Source organism: Pseudonocardia yuanmonensis (genome assembly GCF_039542425.1).
GTDB lineage: Bacteria > Actinomycetota > Actinomycetes > Mycobacteriales > Pseudonocardiaceae > Pseudonocardia > Pseudonocardia yuanmonensis.
The window spans coordinates 163,250-179,649 of sequence record NZ_BAABIC010000005.1; the positions used below are offsets into that span (position 1 = coordinate 163,250).

The following is a 16,400-nucleotide window of genomic DNA, read 5'->3' on the forward strand; positions in this document are numbered from 1 at the left end:
CGGACCAGCACTAGACCTGCAGGAACACGGTCTCCCGGTCGCCCTGCAGGTGGATGTCGAAGCGGTACTCCGCCTCGCCCACCTTCTCGGCCACGAGGGTCGCCCGCCGCTCGGCCGGCACGGCGGCGAGGAGCGGGTCGGTGTCGTTGCCGGGCTGGTCGGCGAAGTAGATCCGGGTGACGACGCGGTCGAGCAGGCCGCGCGCGAACACCGAGACGTCGAGGTGCGGAGCCTCCTCGGCGTCGCTGTCGAGCGCCGGCAGCGCGCCGGGCAGCACGGTCCGGATGCTCCACCGGCCCGTCTCGTCCGTGCAGCTGCGCCCGAACCCGAGGAAGCCCGGCACCGAGGGCTCGACGGCCCCTCGCGGGTCGTCCGGGTGGGCGAAGCGGCCGTCGGGGTCCGCCTGCCATGTCTCGACGAGCCCGTCCGTGATCGGCACGCCGGCGCCGTCGTAGAGGATCCCGGCGATCACGATCTCGCCCGGGGTGCCGGGCGGGACGACGTCGGCGCCCTTCGACCAGTCCAGCCCGAGCCGCAGGTACGGCCCGACGGTCTGGGACGGCGTCAGGGGCAACTGCTCACTCATGGGGCTCCTCGAACGGGGTCTGCTCGCGGCCGCGCAGCACGATGTCCCAGCGGTAGGCCAGCGCCCACTCTGGCTGCGTGGCGTCCATGTCGAAGGTGGAGACCATCCGCCCGCGGGCGCCCTCGGGCGCGGAGTTGAAGATCGGGTCGAACGGGAACAGCGGGTCGTCCGGGAAGTACATCTGCGTGACGAGCCGCTGTGTGAAGGCCCGCCCGAACAGCGAGAAGTGGATGTGGGCCGGCCGCCAGGCGTTGTGGTGGTTGCCCCACGGGTAGGCGCCCGGCTTGATCGTGGTGAAGGAGTACTCGCCCTTCGAGTTCGTGACCACGCGGCCGCCGCCGGAGAAGTTCGGGTCGAGCGGCGCGGGCCAGTTGTCGCGCTTGTGCGCGTAGCGGCCGGCCGCGTTGGCCTGCCAGACCTCGACGAGCGTGTCCGGGACCGGGCGACCGTCCGAGTCGAGCACCCGACCGGACACGGTGATCCGCTGGCCCAGGGGCTCGGCGTCGTGCTGGCGGGTCAGGTCGTGGTCGTTCGGCCCGATCTCGCCGACGAGCAGCGGGCCGGTCACCTCGGTCAGCCGCTGCGGCACGAGGATCGGCCGCTGCGTGGGCGCCCGCAGCCCGGTGCTCTTGTAGCCCGCGAAGTCGAGCGGGGGGTGGGTGTCCCTCGGCTGCTGATAGGGCCGGGGATGGGCCAGGGTCATCGACCGCTCCTCTCCGAGCGTCTCGCTCCGCCGCAGTACACGTGTCGGCGCGTCGGACAGCACTGTGCGGCACGGCGCGGCCACGGCTCGACCCCCCTTCCGCTGTGCGGAAGAATGGCCGCTCGTGGCGGGAAGGTCGACGGTGACGGCACGGGTCCTCGACGTCCTCGGCGCCTTCTCCGCGGCCACCCCCGAGCTCTCCCTGACCGAGATCAGCCGGCGCACCGGGCTCCCGCTCACGACGACCCACCGACTCGTCGGCGAGCTCGCCGCCTGGGGCGCGCTCGAGCGCGGCGAGGGTGGGCTGTACCGGGTCGGCCTGCGGCTGTGGGAGGTGGGGGCGCTCGCCCCGCGGGGGCTCGGGCTGCGCGAGCGGGCGATGCCCTACCTCGAGGACCTGCACGAGGTCACGCGGGAGAACGTCCAGCTCGCGGTGCTCGACGGCGCCGAGGTCGTCTACGTCGAAAGGCTGGCGGCCCGGGACGCGGTCAGCATCCGGTCCCGCGCCGGGTCCCGGCTGCCCGCGACGGCGACGGGCGTCGGGCTGGCGCTGCTCGCCCACGCCGACCCCGAGCACGTCGAGAAGGTGCTGGCGGCCCCTTTCCGCCGGTTCACAGTGAAGACGCTCACGGACGCGGACCGGGTCCGGCACCTGCTCGGAGAGGTCCGGCGCACTGGCGTGGCGATCAGCGAGCAGCAGATCGAGATGGTGTCGCAGTCCGTCGGCGCGCCGATCCGGGCCGGCCAGGGACGCGTCGTCGCGGCGCTCTCGATCGTCGTGCCGATCGAGGCGAACCCGCACGCCTACGTCCCCGCGGTCCTCGCCGCCGCGCGGGGGATCTCCCGGGCCCTGGGCGCCTCCGCGCTCGCCACCCAGAGCTGAGCGAACGGCGCGTTCGCTCAGTCCTGGTGAGCGAACGCGCCGCTCGCTCAGTCCTGGTGAGCGAACGCGCCGCTCGCTCAGCCGGGCGGCGAGGGCATCGCCGAAGGCAGCCCATGGCACGAGCGGCACTCTCGTTCACTAGGACTGAGCGAACGCGCCGTTCGCTCACCTGCGGGGGTTGTGGCGGGATGGTGGAAGGCGCAACGATCACGCGATGGACGTGGTGGAGTACCGGCCGACGCGTGACCAGTACGTCTGGACCTTCGGCGGGGTGGCGCCGTCGCACCGGATCACGCCCGGCACGTTGCTGCGGCTCTGGACCGAGGACGCCTTCTCCGGACGGCTGACCTCCACGGACGACCGGCCCAGCGCCGTGCTGAACATGGCCGAGGTCAACCCGCAGACCGGCCCGTTCTTCGTCGAGGGCGCGGAGCCGGGGGACACCCTGGCCCTGCACTTCGTCGACATGACACCGGCACGGGACTGGGGCGCCTCGACGACCATCCCCTTCTTCGGAGCCCTGTCCACCACGGACCGCACGGCGCTGCTGCACGACCCGCTGCCCGAGCGGACGTGGATCTACGAGCTCGACCGGGCCCGCAACGTGGTCCGGTTCGCGGCGCAGAGCGTGGACCTGCAGCTCGAGCTGCCGTGCAACCCGATGCTGGGCACGGTCGGGGTCGCACCGGCGGGGCGCGAGGTCCGTTCGAGCCTGGTGCCGGACCTTTTCGGCGGCAACATGGACACGCCCGAGATGAAGCCGGGCGTGACCTGCTACCTGGGCGTCAACGTCGAGGGCGCGCTCTTCTCGGTCGGGGACGGGCACTACCGCCAGGGTGAGGGCGAGAGCTGCGGCACCGCGGTCGAGGGCGCCATGGACGTCACCCTGATCGTCGAGCTGATCAAGGGCACGCCGACGGTGTGGCCGCGGATCGAGTCGGACACGCACTACACGGTCGTCGGCTCGGCCCGGCCGCTGGAGGACGCCTGGCGGGCCAGCCAGATCGGCATGATCGCCTGGCTCGGGGAGCTGTACGGGCTGGACCGGCTCGACGCCTACCAGCTGCTCACCCAGATCTCCGAGTCGCCGCTCGCCAACGTGGTCGACACGAACTACAGCGCGGTCACCAAGATCGCGAAGAACCTGCTGCCCGCCGGGTCCGCGTACGGGGGCATGCACGCCCACCTGCGCGACACGGCCCGCACGATCTAGAGGAGAGACGCGTGGACCTGCAGCTCCGCGGCCGGAAGGCCCTGGTCACGGGCGGGACGAGGGGGATCGGCGGCGCGGTCGTCGACCTGCTCGTCGAGGAGGGTGCGACGGTCGCCTTCTGCGCCCGCAACCCTGACGAGGTCAAGGCCAAGGCCGAGGCGACGGGCGCGTCCGGCCGGACGCTCGACGTCGCCGACGCCGAGGCGCTCGCGGCCTGGGTGCGCGACGAGGGCGACGTCGGCGGCATCGACATCGTGATCGCCAACGTGAGCGCCCTGGCCATCGGGCCGGGCGAGGAGAACTGGAGGAACTCGTTCGAGGTCGACCTCATGCACACGGTGCGGATGGTCGAGGCGGCGCTGCCGTACCTCGAGAAGAGCGAGGTGCCCTCGATCGTCGCGGTGTCGAGCGTGTCGGGGCGCGAGGCGGACTTCGCCGGCGGCTCCTACGGCGTCATGAAGGCCGCGATCGTGCACTACATGTCCGGGCTCGCGTTCGACCTCGCGGCGAAGGGCATCCGCGCCAACACCGTCTCGCCCGGCAACGTCTACTTCGACGGCGGCGTCTGGCAGAACATCGAGCGTTCGCAGCCGGAGTTCTTCGCCGAGGCCATGGCGCTGAACCCCACCGGCCGGATGGGCACGCCGGAGGAGACGGCCTACGCCGTCGTCATGCTCGCCAGCCCGCGCGCCAGCCGGATCAGCGGGACCAACCTGGTGGCCGACGGCGCCCTCACGCGCGGCGTGCAACTGTAGGGGCCGTGCGCGACTTCCGGATCGAGATCCCCGAGTCCGACCTCGACGACCTGCGCGAGCGGCTCCGCCGCACACGCTGGCCGGAGCCGTCGACGGTGGAGGGCTGGGCCCAGGGCGTCCCGCTCGAGTACGCCAAGGAGCTCGTCGCCTACTGGGCGGAGGAGTACGACTGGCGGCGCTGCGAGCGCGAGCTCAACTCCTACCCGCAGTTCACGACGGGTCTCGACGGCGGCGGCGACGACACCCTCGAGGTGCACTTCCTGCACGTCCGGTCCCCGCACGAGAACGCGATGCCGCTGATCCTCACGCACGGCTGGCCCGGGTCGGTGATCGAGTACGTCGGGCTGATCGACGCGCTGACCAAGCCGGAGGACCCGGCGGACGCCTTCCACGTCGTCATCCCGTCGCTGCCCGGGTTCGGGTTCAGCGCCAAGCCCTCGGTGTCCGGCTGGGGCGTGGCGCGGATCGCGACCGCCTGGGCGCAGCTCATGGACCGGCTCGGCTACGACCGCTACGGCGCGCAGGGCGGCGACTGGGGCTCGATGATCACCGCCGCGCTGGGCACCGGGATCCCTGAGGCGATCACCGGGATCCACCTGACGATGCCGCTCGCCGAGGCACCGCCCCAGGAGGAGCGCCGGGCCCTCTCCGCCGAGGAGAAGGAGGCGCTGATGTTCGCGAAGCGCTTCAAGGTGACGGGCACCGGCTACTCGGCCGAGCAGGCCACCCGCCCGCAGACGCTCGGGTACGGGCTCACCGACTCCCCCGTCGGTCAGGCGTGCTGGATCGTCGAGAAGTTCTGGGACTGGACGGACTGCGCCGGGCACCCGGAGAACGTGATCTCGCGGGACCGGCTGCTGGACAACGTGATGATCTACTGGCTCACCGCGAGCGCCGCCTCCAGCGCGCGGCTGTACTGGGAGAGCTTCCGCAAGCAGCGGCTGGACGTCGTCGAGGTCCCGACCGGCGCGTCCGTGTTCCCGCACGAGATGAGCCGGCTACCGCGGCACTGGCTCGAGCGGCGGTTCACGGACCTGCGGTACTTCTCCCACCCGGTCGCGGGCGGGCACTTCGCGTCGCTGGAGCAGCCGGAGACCTTCGTCGACGAGGTGCGCACCTTCTTCCGGATGGTGCGCTGACCGGGCGAGGGCCGGCGCCCTCCTACTCGAACGCCAGCACCGAGGCCGTGAAGCTGTGCAGGTGGTTCCGCCCACCCACCGGCCCGATCTCGCCGGCGGCGAAGAAGCCCGCGACCGGTACGTCGCCCAGCCGGGAGCGGACGATGCGGCTGTCGTGGTCGGCGTCGGGGAACATGGTCGTCCCGCGGCCGTTGCAGGAGAACAGCAGGGCGCCGCGCACCCGCGGCAGCTCGTCGAGCAGGTGGGCGAGGTCCTCGCCCGCGCCCACGGCGTCCCGCACCTGGAACTGCACGGTCCGCCCGACCTCGACGAGGTCGCCGACCGCCACCGCGCCCGCCTCCGGGTCGATGCCCATCACCCCCCGGACGAGGAAGTCCCCGCGGCCGTGCTCGTCGGCGTACTCGTCGATCGCGACGCCCAGGTGCAGCGACTGCGCAACCTGGTGCTGCTCCTCCGCCGGCAGGGCCTGCACGATCGCACCGAGTTTCGCGTAGGCCTGCTCCCCCGCCAGCTCCAGCAGCAGGTTCGCCTTCGCGGCCGTCACGATCATCGGCGGCCCGATCGGGCGGCAGCCCTGGCTCACCACGGTCCGGACCCCCGCGCCGCGCCCGATCAGCACGCCCGCGCCGCCGCCGTCGAGCACCTCGCCGTCGAGCACGAGACGGTTGCCGCCGGGAGCCGCGCCGACGCTCGCCAGCCCGCCCATCAGCGGTAGCCCGGGGAGCAGCTCGCCGGACCGTTCGACGTACCCGCCGACCGGGAACGAGAAGGGGTCGACGAGCAGGATCGCCGCCTCGGCCCCGGCCGCGGCCGCGGCGGGCGGGGTGCCGGTGACCTCGACGCCCCCGGGTCCGGGCCGCGCGCCGAGCCGGAAGGTCTCGAGCGGGACGCCGGGCAGCGCGGCGGCGAACACGGAGACGGACGGCTCCTGCTCGACGCCCCGGCCGTCCGCGATCACCCCGTGCGCGGTGGTGCCGACGGCGGCCCGCGCGCCGGCGATCTCCATGGCGCGCACGGCGGCCGCGGCGGCCTGGTCCGGGTCGCCGGCGCGCCCCGTCGCCACGAAGACCACCAGCAGGTCGGGCGCCCGCCCGCCGAACCCGGACAGCGCCTGGGCGGTCGCGACCTCCGCGGCCCCGCGGAGATCGGGCCCGACGCCCAGGCCGTCGCCGAACATCCTGCCGTCGTCCACGTCGTCCCCTCCCCCGCCACCGCGGGGAGCGCCGGTGGCGACACCGGAAATCCTCGCAGGCCGACGCCGGGGCGGCCAGCCGCGGAGCAGGGCGGAACGGGGCGAGGGGGCCGCCGGGCGCACCGGTCGACCCCCTCGCGGCGCACGCTGTCGAGCTGCCAGAACGACCACCCACGCCGGGCGCCCGCACCGGGCGGACGAGATCACCTTATCGCAAGAGTTTCTGAACTGCGAACGTCTTGCAATTGGGGATAGCGTCGGTGCGGACGGACCCGACAGCGAACGGAGTACCTCTCGTGGCCGAGTACACACTGCCCGATCTGCCCTACGACTACGGCGCGCTCGCCCCGCACATCGCGCCGGAGATCATGGAGCTGCACCACTCCAAGCACCACAACACGTACGTCACCGCGCTCAACGGCGTGCTGGACAAGCTCGCCGAGGCACGCTCCGCCGGGAACTTCGACGCGATCGTCGGGCTGGAGAAGACGCTCGCGTTCAATCTCGGCGGGCACGTCAACCACTCGATCTTCTGGCAGAACCTCTCGCCGGAGGGCGGCGACAAACCCGACGGCGAGCTCGGCGCCGCGCTCGACGAGCACTTCGGCTCGTTCGACGCCTTCCAGGCCCACTTCACCGCGGCCGCCACCACGATCCAGGGCTCCGGCTGGGCGATCCTCGGGTGGGACCGGCTCGGCGAGCGGCTGCTGGTGCACCAGCTCTACGACCAGCAGTCCCAGCTGCCGGCCGGGCAGGTGCCGATCGTCATGCTCGACATGTGGGAGCACGCCTTCTACCTGCAGTACAAGAACGTGAAGCCGGACTACGTCAAGGCGTGGTGGAACGTCGTGAACTGGGCGGACGCCCAGCAGCGCTTCGCCGCCGCCCGCGCGAGCTGAACCGGCGGGCCGGGCCCGCACGGGCGGGCCCGGCCCGACTCGCGGGAGCCCACAGCGCGACTCGCGGGAACCCACAGCGCGACTCGCGGGAACCCACAGCCCGACTCGCGGGAACCCACAGCCCGACTCGCGGAAGCCCAGAGCGCGATTCGCGGGAGCAGAACTCAGTGCGGGAGGCCGCCCGCGGCGCGGAGCAGCAGGTGCATCGCCAGGTCGGTGGAGCGCTCCCGGATGTCCCCCCGGGCACCGGGCAGCACGGGGTCCCGGGCGAGGACCTGCCCGTCCGCCGTCGTGACGCAGAAGCAGACGTACCCGACCGGCTTGGCCTCGGTGCCGCCGCCGGGCCCGGCCACCCCCGTGATCCCGACGCCGATCGACGCGCCGAACTTCTCCCGTGCCCCGTCGGCGAGCGCGCGGGCCACCTCCGGCGACACCGCCCCGTGCTCGGCGATCATCTCGGCCGGCACGCCCAGTAGCGCGGTCTTGGCCTCGTTCGAGTAGGCGACCACCCCGCCGTTCACGTAGTCCGACGAGCCGGCCCGGTCGATCAGCCGCGAGGCCAGCATTCCGCCGGTGCACGACTCCCCCGTCGCGACCGTGAGCCCGTGCTCGAGCAGCGCCTCGGCGAGCAGCTCGTCCGTGCTCGCGCCGACCGCGCTGACCAGTTGCCTCCGGTGCCGGGCGATCAGCTCGTCGGCGAGCTCGGCGGCGACCGGTTCGGCGCCGGGCAGCGGGTGCAGGTCGACCTCCAGCTCCGAGCGGCGCAGGCAGGTCGTCACCTCCACGTCGGACAGGTCGCGGGAGCGCTCGATGTCACGCAGCGTCGCGGCGATCTCGGACTCGGGCAGGTTGAAGAAGCGCAGCGACCGCGCCTCCGCCCGCGGCACCGTGGCCAGCAGCTCCGCGAACGGCGCCGCCTCCAGCATCGCCGGCCACATCCCCTGCAGCTCGCGCGGCGGCCCGGGCAGGACAGCGACCAGCGGCCCGTCCGGACGCCGGACGACGAGCCCGGGCGCGGTCCCGACCGGGGGCAGCACGACCGCCCCGCGCGGCACCGTCGCCTGCTTGCGCGTCGCCTCGTCGAGGGCCGGACCGTCGAACCCGGTCCGCTTCGCCCACCGGGCCACCCGCCGCCCGATCGTCTCCTGCATCGCGGTGTCGAGCTCCAGCTCCGCACCCACGAACGCGGCGACGATCTCGACGGTGATGTCGTCGGCGGTGGGCCCGAGCCCGCCGCTCGTCACGACCAGGTCGACCCCGCCCTCGGTCACCTGCCGTAGCGCGGCGGCCAGGTCCTCCGGCCGGTCCCCGACGATCACGACCTGCGCGACCTCGAACCCGAGCTCGCCGAGCTCGCGGGAGACCCACGGCCCGTTGGCGTCCCGGACGGCCCCGGTGAGCAGCTCGCTCCCGGTCACGACGATGCCGGCACGCGGCCGGCGGACCCTTGATCCCTCACCCACGCGAGGACCCTACCCCGGCCCGGGCGTGTCCTCACGGAATCGACACGGAGCGTGACCGCGAGGAGTCGACCCACCCCGTGCTGCCCCCTGGAGGACGTCACCGACCTGGGGAAGTGGCCGTTCTCAGGGTGGTCACAGCGCGCGCAAGGAGACTCGTGGTCGTCCCTCCCGTGACACCCGAACGCCGGGTGCAGGGCGGGGACGGAAGGGACGCGAGATGACGGACGAGCACGGGCCCACGTGGGTCGGTGAGACCGACGTCGACGACGTCGCGGGCCTGCACGTCGACCCCCGCTACACCGCCGCGCGGCTGCTGGTGACCGCAGGCGGCGACGCCGTCGGGCAGGTCACCGTGCCGCTGCACGCGGGCGTGGCCGACGCGGTGACCGTCGCCGAGGCGGTCCGCGCGCAGCTCGGCACGCTGCCGGCGCCGCGGCGGGTGCCGACCTCCGTCGAGCCGGTCACCGTCGTGATCGCCACCCGCGGACGTGCCGAGAGCCTGGGTCGCGCGGTGCGCGCGGTGCTGGCCGGCGACCACCCCGCCGTGACCGTGCTGGTGGTCGACAACGACCCGGCCGACGACGCGACCGAGCGGGTCGTCGCCCGTCTCGGCGACCCCCGCGTCCGCTACCTGCGCGAGGCGCGCCGCGGCACCTCCGCCGGCCGCAACCGGGGCCTGGCCGAGGCGGAGACCCGGCTCGTCCTCTTCACCGACGACGACACCGAGGTCGACACGGCCTGGGCCCGCCGGCTGGCCGGGGCCTTCGCCGCGGATCCCGCGGTCGTCTGCGTCAGCGGGCCGGTCCTGGCCGCCCGCCTCGACACCGAGCAGGAGCTCGTCGCCGACGCGACGCTGGGCTGGGCCAAGGGCTTCCGCCCGCGGACCTTCTCGCTCGCCGCGCCGCCCGAGGACTCGGCGATCTTCCCCTTCGCGCCCGGCCTGCTGGGCATCGGCGCGAACCTGGGCGTGCGGGTGGACATCGCACGCGGGATCGGCGGGTTCGACGAGGCCTTCGGCCCCGGCTCCCCCACCCGCAGCGGCGAGGACTGCGAGTTCCTGGTGCGGCTCGTGCTCGCCGGGCACGTGCTGGCCTACGAGCCGGCGGCCTGGGTGCGCCACCACCACCGCAGCGACCTCGCCGGGCTGCAGGAGCAGGTCGAGGGCTACGCCGTCGGCCTGGCCGGGTTCCTGACCAAGGTCGCGCTCTCGCCGCGCGGCCGGGCCGCGGCGCTGCGCCGCATCCCGGCGGCCGTCCGCCGGCTGGGTGCGATCGCCGACCGCGACGCCGGGGTGACCGCCGCCGAGACCGCCGGCCCGGGCGCCGGGCGACGGCACCGAGCCCTGCTCTCCGGCCCCTGGCTCTACCTGCGGTCCCGCCGGCGGGCGATGCGGTCCGGCGGCCGGGTGCCCCCGCTGGTCGTCGACGCCGTGCCGCCGGCCCGCGCGGCGGAGCGCCCGCGCGAGGCGGTCCTCGGCGTGCACTGAGCGCGTGCACCGAGCCACTCGCGAGTGGTGCTATCGGGCCTCACGGGAGCCCGTGGCCCACTCGCGGTCGCTTATCCGCAGCGCGCGGACCCCGACGACCACCATGAACAGGCCCAGCAGCGCGCCGCCCGCGATGTTCGCCGAGGCGAGGTACCGCAGCCCGGGCACCATGATCAGGCCGACGGAGGCCACGACCGTGAGCGCGAGGGTCCAGTGCAGGAAGCGGGCCCGCCACGCGGCGACCGTGCCCAGGCCGAGGAACACGAGCATGACCGCCGGCCCGCCGAGGAAGGCCGCGAGCGGCAGGTTCTGCGCGGCCTCGGACACCCGGACGGCCGTCCCCGGATCGAGCTGCTGACGGATCGCCAGGTCGTAGAAGTCGGTGACCAGCAGCCGGGCAGGGCGAGCGTGCCGATCCAGGACAGCGCCAGGCCACGTCGCCGAGCACCCGGCCGCGGCGGCGGGTCATCGCGGCGAGGGTCAGCAGCGTCGGTGTGATCCCCATGTAGCCGAAGAACAGCAGGACCGCGGCGACCTGGCTGCGCAGCGGGTCCACCGTCAGGGAGTCCAGGTAGGCGAGCGTGCCCTCGCCGGTCTCCCAGACCGTCGTCGCGAAGCCCGCGGCGACGAGCAGCCCGCCGACCGCGGCCGAGACGCCGACGACGCGGCGCCGGAAGCCGGCCGCGGGCGGGACGGCGGCCGGGGTGAGGGTGTGGCCGGCGTAGTCGTCGGCCGTGAGCGGGAGGGTCATCGTCGGCTCCTCGGGCGCGGGACGGATGCCCGGAACCCTCGTCCGACGACGCCGCCGGGACACCGGTGTCAGCCTGCGTCCCGCGCGGGTCACCGCCCGGCAACGGTGTGGTCAGCACACCCCCACACCGCCGGGGCGCCCCTCTAGGCTGGGCGCGTGAAGATCCGAGTGGTCCTGGCGGAGGACAACGCCCTGCTCCGGCACGGACTGGTGCGCCTGATCGACGGCGCCGAGGACCTCTCGCTGGTCGGGGCGGCCCCCGACCTGCCCACGCTGACCGCGTTGATCGACGAGCACGACCCGGACGTCGTCGTCACGGACATCCGGATGCCCCCGACGAACTCGGACGAGGGTCTCTCCGTGGCCGCGGACCTGCGCGTCCGCAAGCCGGGGACGGGCGTGATCCTGCTGTCGCAGTACGCCGAGGCGCAGTACGCGCTGACCCTGCTCGCCGACGGCACCGCGCGGCGCGGTTACCTGCTCAAGGAGCGGGTGGCCGACGGCGACGAGCTGGCCGAGGCGGTCCGCCGGGTGGCCGAGGGCGGCTCGGTGATCGACCCGACGGTGATCGAGGGCCTGGTCGCGGCCCAGCGGGCCAAGCCCTCGGAGCTCGACGCGCTCACCCCCCGCGAGCTCGAGGTGCTCGGCGAGATGGCACAGGGCAAGAGCAACGCCTCGATCGCGGCCTCGCTCGTGCTGTCCGAGCGGGCGATCGAGAAGCACACCAACTCGATCTTCTCCAAGCTCGGGCTGTCCGAGGAGCGGGACCTCAACCGCCGCGTCTCTGCGGTGCTGGTGTACCTGCAGAACAGCTGAGCGGCGTCACGCGGGAGCGGTCGGGGGCCGGGCAGACGCAGGTTCCTTCGGCCCTGCCCGGGGGTGCGGTCCGGCCACTAGCGTCCCGCCCCCGTCCGCCGGATCTCGGGGAGAGGTCCGACACTGCCGAAGGGGTGGTGCCGATGCCATCGGCGACGTCCGTCGACGGGGCGCTGCACGCCGACCTCGCCGAGCTGTACCGGGACTTGCACCGCCATCCCGAACTGTCGTTCCAGGAGACGCGCACCGCCCGGATCGTGGCCGAGCGGTTGCGGCGGACGGGCTTCGAGACGACGACGGAGGTCGGCCGGACCGGGGTGGTCGGCGTTCTGCGCAACGGGGACGGGCCGACCGCTCTGCTGCGCGCCGACATGGACGCGCTCCCGGTGCCGGAGGCGACCGGACTGCCGTACGCCAGCGCCGCACGCGGGCGGAACCGGGACGGGCAGGAGGTGCCGGTCATGCACGCCTGCGGCCACGACATGCACATGACGTGCCTGCTCGGAGCAGCGAGCGTCCTGGCCGGCGACCGGGCGTCGTGGTCGGGGACGGTGCTGCTGGTGTTCCAGCCCGCCGAGGAGATCTGGGCCGGGGCGCGGGCGATGGTCGACGACGGGCTGTTCGACCGGTTCGGACGTCCCGACATCGTCCTCGGGCAGCACGTCGCGCCGATGCCGGCCGGCACCCTGGGCCTGCACGCCGGCCCCGCCCTGGCCGCGGCCGACTCGGTGCGGATCACGCTGTTCGGACGCGGTGGCCACGCGGCGGTCCCGCAGGCGACGGTCGATCCGGTCGTGATGGCCGCCTCGGCCGTGCTGCGCCTGCAGACCCTCGTGTCCCGCGAGGTGGCGGGGACCGACTTCGCGATCGTCACGGTCGGGGCGCTGCACGCGGGGACGAAGGAGAACATCATCCCCGACCACGCCGACCTCCTGGTGAGCGTGCGCAGCGCCGATCCCGCCGTCCGCCGACGCCTCCACGAGGGGATCGACCGGATCGTCCGGGCCGAGGCCTCCGCGTCCGGCGCGCCCCGTGATCCTGAGGTGGTCCTGTTCGACCACTCCCCGGTCCTGGTCAACGACGAGCAGGCGACCGCCCGGACCCGCGCGGCCTTCGCGGAGCTGATCGCGCCGCGCCCGGTGCTGGATCCCGGCCTGGTCGGCGTCACGGAGGACTTCGGCCTGTACGCGACCGAAGCCGGCGTCCCGGGGGTCTTCTGGTGGCTGGGAGGAGCGGACCCGGCCGCCTTCGAGGAGGCGAGCGGTCCGGAGGAGGTCCTCCGGCTGATGACTCGGCTCCCGACCAACCACTCCCCGCTCTTCGCCCCGGTGATCGAACCGACACTGGCCACGGGCGTGGCCGCGCTGGTGTGCGCGGCGAGGACCTGGCTCCCACCCGGAGGAGCGCAGGAGGCTCGCTGAGCGCCGGCCGGGTCGACCCGTGTCCTGCGTCGCCGGCCGGGAGCCCGTGTCCCGACCTGGTGGGCGGCGCCCCGCCAGTAGCCGCAGAACATGATCCGGTTCTTGGGCACGCCGTTGCGCACCCAGTGCCGGCGCATGCCCGTCGGCAGCGCCTGCTCGCCCACCGTCCAGCCGTAGAAGGGCTCGGTCGGCACGGGCAGGGCGGTGCCGGCGGCGAGGGCGGCGCGGCCGGGCGTGGCCGCGGGGTCCTGCCGGACGACCCACGTGACCTCGACGCCGGACGGGGCCGGGAGCTCCTGCCGGTCCTGCGCCGCCGGTACCTCGATCACCGCCCGGCCGCGGGTGCCGACGGGCAGCGAGGCGAGGATCCCGGCCGCCGCCGGCATCCCGCTCTCCTCCGCCACGAGCACGACGCCCTCATGTTCGTGCGGGCCATGCCACCCCCTCTTGGGCGGTGAACCAACCACAGGGGGAGGGGTGGTCAACGGTCACCGCCGCGGGCGGTAGGTGGACTCGACCACGCGGCCGTCGAACACCCGGGTACCGACCAGGTCGAAGCCCAGCCGGGTACCGCCGGTCTCCAGCACGGCGTGCGGTCCGCCGAGGACGACCGGATGCACACAGATCCGCACCTCGTCGACCAGTCCCGCCGCGGCCAGCGAACCCGCGAGGGCGGCCCCGCCCATCAGCACGATGTCCTTGCCGGGGCGCTCCTTGAGCGCGGCGACGCGGGCGGGCACGTCGTCCCGGATCAGGGTGGTGTTCCCGGCGTCGACCCGCTCGAGGGTGCGGGACACCACGACCTTCTCCGTGGCCCGCCACCGGGGCGCGTACGCCCGGTCGTGCGGGTGGTCGGAGACCTGGTCGGCGGTCGGCCAGTAGGCGGCCATCATCTCCCAGACGCGGCGGCCGTAGAGCAGGGTGTCCAGCTGGTCGTTCAGCTCGAGGGAGTAGGCCGACAGCTCCGGGCCCATCTCGGGCCAGTCGAACTCGCCGTGCGGGCCCTGGATGCGGCCGTCGAGCGAGGTGTGGACGAAGTGGATCAGGGTGCGCACGATGGTCCTCCTGCGTCAGGGCGCCCTCGTCGGCGCCGCTCGCGGGGTGGTCGGAGCGGCACCCACATCCTCGACGCGGCTGCGGGAGATTTCTTCCGCGGAACGGCCGAGGGCCGGCCCGGACGTCCGGGCCGGCCCTCGGGTCGGTCGTGCGGATCGGTGGTGGCGTCAGCTCTGGCGGGTTCCGCAGGTGGGGCAGAAGATCGCGCCTGGGGTGACGGTGGAGCCGCAGTTCGCGCAGCTCCCGGCCTTCGGGATGGAGACGACCGCGGTGGGCGCGGCGGCCTCCTCACCCGACCCGTTGACCGGCTGGGGGGCCGGGGCCGGCGGCGGCGTGGGCGCCGTCGGGGGCTGCGGAGCGATCGGGGGGACCGGCACGCCCGGGTTCACGAACGGGGCGGCCGGCGCGGGGCGCTGCGAGGCCATGATGTCGGCCGGGGTGACGACCGTGGTCGGGCCGTCGGCGGGACCGGCCGGCGCGGTGGGCCGGACCGGCTGCTGCCACGCCGGCGCCTGCGGGGCCGGCCGGGCCGGCTGGGGCATCGGCGTGCTCCCCCACGGCGCCTGCGGCATCCGCGGCGCCTGCGCCCCGGGCGTCCAGTCCGCGTAGCCGTCGAGGCGCGGGTCGCGCGGGGCCGGGATGTCCGCGGCGACCCGACCCTCGTCGCCCTTGCGCCGGCGCAGCACCGCGACCAGCAGCGCGATCCCGCCGATCACCAGCGCGGCGGCGCCGCCGACGATCGTCCAGAACAGCCACGGGGCGAGACCCCAGATGCCGGTGTCGTCGCTCTGCTGCGCGGCGGGCACGACCGGCGTGTCGCCGAAGCGCTCCTTGGCCTTGGCGGCCTCGGTCTTGAACTGCTGCGCCTGCCCGTGGTCGGGGTCGACGAGCAACAGCCGGTCGAAGCCGGCGATGGCGTCCGTGTAGTGGCCGGCGTAGTAGTCGGCCAGCGCGTCCCGGTAGAGGGTGTCGTTGGGGCCCAGCTGGTTCTGCACGCCGTTGCGCGCGAGCAGCTCGGTCAGCCCGTTCGCCGGGGCGATGAAGTTGAAGGCCTGGTCGTTGGGCAGGTGCGCGCTGTTGATCCCGAGGACGTCGCCCTGCATGTCCACGGTCGGGCCGCCGCTCATACCGGGCGAGAGGGAGGCGGAGGTCTCGTAGTAGGGGACGCTGCCCATCGTGCGCTTGGTGCTGATCTGACCGTCCTTGTTGGACGGTTCCAGCGTCGGGTCGGTGACGGCGTCGGCCGCGGCCGGGTAGCCGATCGACAGGACCGGCGTGCCGATGGCCGCGTCGGTGTCGGTGCCGAGCTGGACGGACGGCAGGTCGGTGCTCTCGATCTTCAGCAGCGCGACGTCGCCCTGGGCGGGCGGGCGGAAGTCGACCAGCCGGGCCGGGACGGCCTGGCCCTTGGCGCCGTTCCCGGTGCCCGAGCCGATGACGGCCGAGTACTGCGCCTCGATCGGCGAGTTCTTCGCCTGGCCCTCGACGGTCCAGTTGGCGAGGCCGTAGGCCACGACGTCCTGCAGCGCGAGCCGCGGGTCCGCGGTCACGACCTCCTGCGCCGCCATCGCGATGAACGTGGCCCGCACGCCGTCCGGGCTGGTGGTGTCGACGCAGTGGCCGGCGGTGGCGATGTAGCCTTGCGGGTTCACGCCGAAGCCGGTGCACGTGGCGTCCACGGTGTACGGCTGGCCGTTGTTGAAGTACAGGCCGGTGCCGTCCCCGACGTAGGCGCTGAACGTCTCGGTCAGGTACACGATCGCCGGGCGTACCTCGGCGGCCGCCTGCTCGGTGGGCGAGGCCTGCTGGGGCGACGTCCCGGGGCCGGGTGGGGCGCCGGGCTCGGCGGCGAGGGCGGTGCCACCGGTCGCGACGGTCGCCAGGGTGACCGAGGCGGCGACGGCGACTGCGGCGGCGGCTCGGGCGATGGTGCCGGTCATGGAGGGTCCTCTCGGGTGTTGGCGGTCCGGGCCGTCGGCCCTCGCCCGGGGCCGTCGCTCGGCACGGCCCGTGGATGACGAGGAGAACTGTGCCGCC

At 74.0% G+C, this 16,400-nt stretch carries 15 protein-coding genes and 1 pseudogene; 8 read left to right on the forward strand and 8 right to left on the reverse strand.

Features of this window, described 5'->3' with window-relative positions; all coding sequences use genetic code 11:
• Positions 1-10: 10 nt before the first annotated feature.
• Positions 11-586 carry a protocatechuate 3,4-dioxygenase subunit alpha gene (gene pcaG, locus ABD990_RS09170; protein WP_345379750.1) on the reverse strand — a complete coding sequence of 192 codons (576 nt, stop codon included), beginning with the start codon at positions 584-586 and terminating at the stop codon, positions 11-13.
• A complete protein-coding gene (gene pcaH, locus ABD990_RS09175) occupies positions 579-1,289 on the reverse strand; it encodes a protocatechuate 3,4-dioxygenase subunit beta (RefSeq protein ID WP_345379752.1) in 711 nt (236 codons plus the stop codon). Before pcaH ends, pcaG begins: the two co-directional genes overlap by 8 nt.
• Positions 1,290-1,431: 142 nt before the next feature.
• Here pcaH and ABD990_RS09180 point away from each other — a divergent pair, with 142 nt between their 5' ends.
• The 4 genes from ABD990_RS09180 to ABD990_RS09195 all read left to right on the forward strand — a co-directional run bounded on the left by ABD990_RS09180 (position 1,432) and on the right by ABD990_RS09195 (position 5,279).
• On the forward strand, positions 1,432-2,172 hold the full coding sequence (locus ABD990_RS09180; RefSeq protein WP_345379753.1) for an IclR family transcriptional regulator: 741 nt from the start codon (positions 1,432-1,434) through the stop codon (positions 2,170-2,172).
• A gap of 214 nt (positions 2,173-2,386) precedes the next feature.
• A complete protein-coding gene (locus tag ABD990_RS09185; RefSeq protein ID WP_345379755.1) occupies positions 2,387-3,385 on the forward strand; it encodes an acetamidase/formamidase family protein in 999 nt (332 codons plus the stop codon).
• Between the two features lie 11 nt (positions 3,386-3,396).
• On the forward strand, positions 3,397-4,140 hold the full coding sequence (locus ABD990_RS09190; RefSeq protein WP_345379756.1) for an SDR family NAD(P)-dependent oxidoreductase: 744 nt from the start codon (positions 3,397-3,399) through the stop codon (positions 4,138-4,140).
• 5 nt (positions 4,141-4,145) lie between these two features.
• The gene (locus ABD990_RS09195; protein ID WP_345379757.1) at positions 4,146-5,279 is read left to right on the forward strand and encodes an epoxide hydrolase family protein; all 1,134 of its coding nucleotides are present in this window, start codon (positions 4,146-4,148) and stop codon (positions 5,277-5,279) included.
• 22 nt (positions 5,280-5,301) lie between these two features.
• On the opposite strand, the gene ABD990_RS09200 is transcribed toward ABD990_RS09195, so the two are convergent.
• Positions 5,302-6,471 carry an FIST signal transduction protein gene (locus tag ABD990_RS09200; RefSeq protein WP_345379758.1) on the reverse strand — a complete coding sequence of 390 codons (1,170 nt, stop codon included), beginning with the start codon at positions 6,469-6,471 and terminating at the stop codon, positions 5,302-5,304.
• A 296-nt stretch (positions 6,472-6,767) separates the two neighbouring features.
• On the opposite strand from ABD990_RS09200, the gene ABD990_RS09205 reads away from it, so the two are divergent.
• Entirely contained in the window at positions 6,768-7,370 is a 603-nt protein-coding gene (locus tag ABD990_RS09205; RefSeq protein WP_345379759.1) for a superoxide dismutase, read from the forward strand.
• 164 nt (positions 7,371-7,534) lie between these two features.
• Here ABD990_RS09205 and ABD990_RS09210 read toward each other — a convergent pair whose 3' ends face one another.
• Positions 7,535-8,833 carry a competence/damage-inducible protein A gene (locus ABD990_RS09210; protein WP_345379760.1) on the reverse strand — a complete coding sequence of 433 codons (1,299 nt, stop codon included), beginning with the start codon at positions 8,831-8,833 and terminating at the stop codon, positions 7,535-7,537.
• A gap of 217 nt (positions 8,834-9,050) precedes the next feature.
• Between ABD990_RS09210 and ABD990_RS09215 the strand changes: the two genes are divergently transcribed.
• Positions 9,051-10,319, forward strand: a complete 1,269-nt coding sequence (locus ABD990_RS09215; RefSeq protein ID WP_345379761.1) for a glycosyltransferase family 2 protein — start codon at positions 9,051-9,053, stop codon at positions 10,317-10,319.
• 30 nt (positions 10,320-10,349) lie between these two features.
• Here ABD990_RS09215 and ABD990_RS09220 read toward each other — a convergent pair whose 3' ends face one another.
• Complete coding sequence (locus tag ABD990_RS09220; RefSeq protein WP_345379762.1) at positions 10,350-10,646, reverse strand: hypothetical protein; 297 nt, start codon at positions 10,644-10,646, stop codon at positions 10,350-10,352.
• 586 nt (positions 10,647-11,232) lie between these two features.
• On the opposite strand from ABD990_RS09220, the gene ABD990_RS09225 reads away from it, so the two are divergent.
• Together ABD990_RS09225 and ABD990_RS09230 are read left to right on the forward strand one after the other, a co-directional pair.
• Positions 11,233-11,886 carry a response regulator transcription factor gene (locus tag ABD990_RS09225; protein WP_345380023.1) on the forward strand — a complete coding sequence of 218 codons (654 nt, stop codon included), beginning with the start codon at positions 11,233-11,235 and terminating at the stop codon, positions 11,884-11,886.
• Between the two features lie 143 nt (positions 11,887-12,029).
• Positions 12,030-13,307: an amidohydrolase gene (locus tag ABD990_RS09230; RefSeq protein WP_345379764.1), complete on the forward strand. Its 1,278-nt coding sequence runs from the start codon at positions 12,030-12,032 to the stop codon at positions 13,305-13,307.
• 83 nt (positions 13,308-13,390) lie between these two features.
• On the opposite strand, the pseudogene ABD990_RS09235 reads toward ABD990_RS09230, so the two are convergent.
• The 3 genes and pseudogenes from ABD990_RS09235 to ABD990_RS09245 all read right to left on the reverse strand — a co-directional run.
• Positions 13,391-13,774, reverse strand: a pseudogene (locus ABD990_RS09235) (siderophore-interacting protein); the annotation flags it as partial.
• A 21-nt stretch (positions 13,775-13,795) separates the two neighbouring features.
• Entirely contained in the window at positions 13,796-14,362 is a 567-nt protein-coding gene (locus tag ABD990_RS09240) for a dihydrofolate reductase family protein (protein ID WP_345379765.1), read from the reverse strand.
• Between the two features lie 168 nt (positions 14,363-14,530).
• On the reverse strand, positions 14,531-16,303 hold the full coding sequence (locus tag ABD990_RS09245) for a trypsin-like peptidase domain-containing protein (RefSeq protein ID WP_345379766.1): 1,773 nt from the start codon (positions 16,301-16,303) through the stop codon (positions 14,531-14,533).
• Positions 16,304-16,400: the final 97 nt, after the last annotated feature.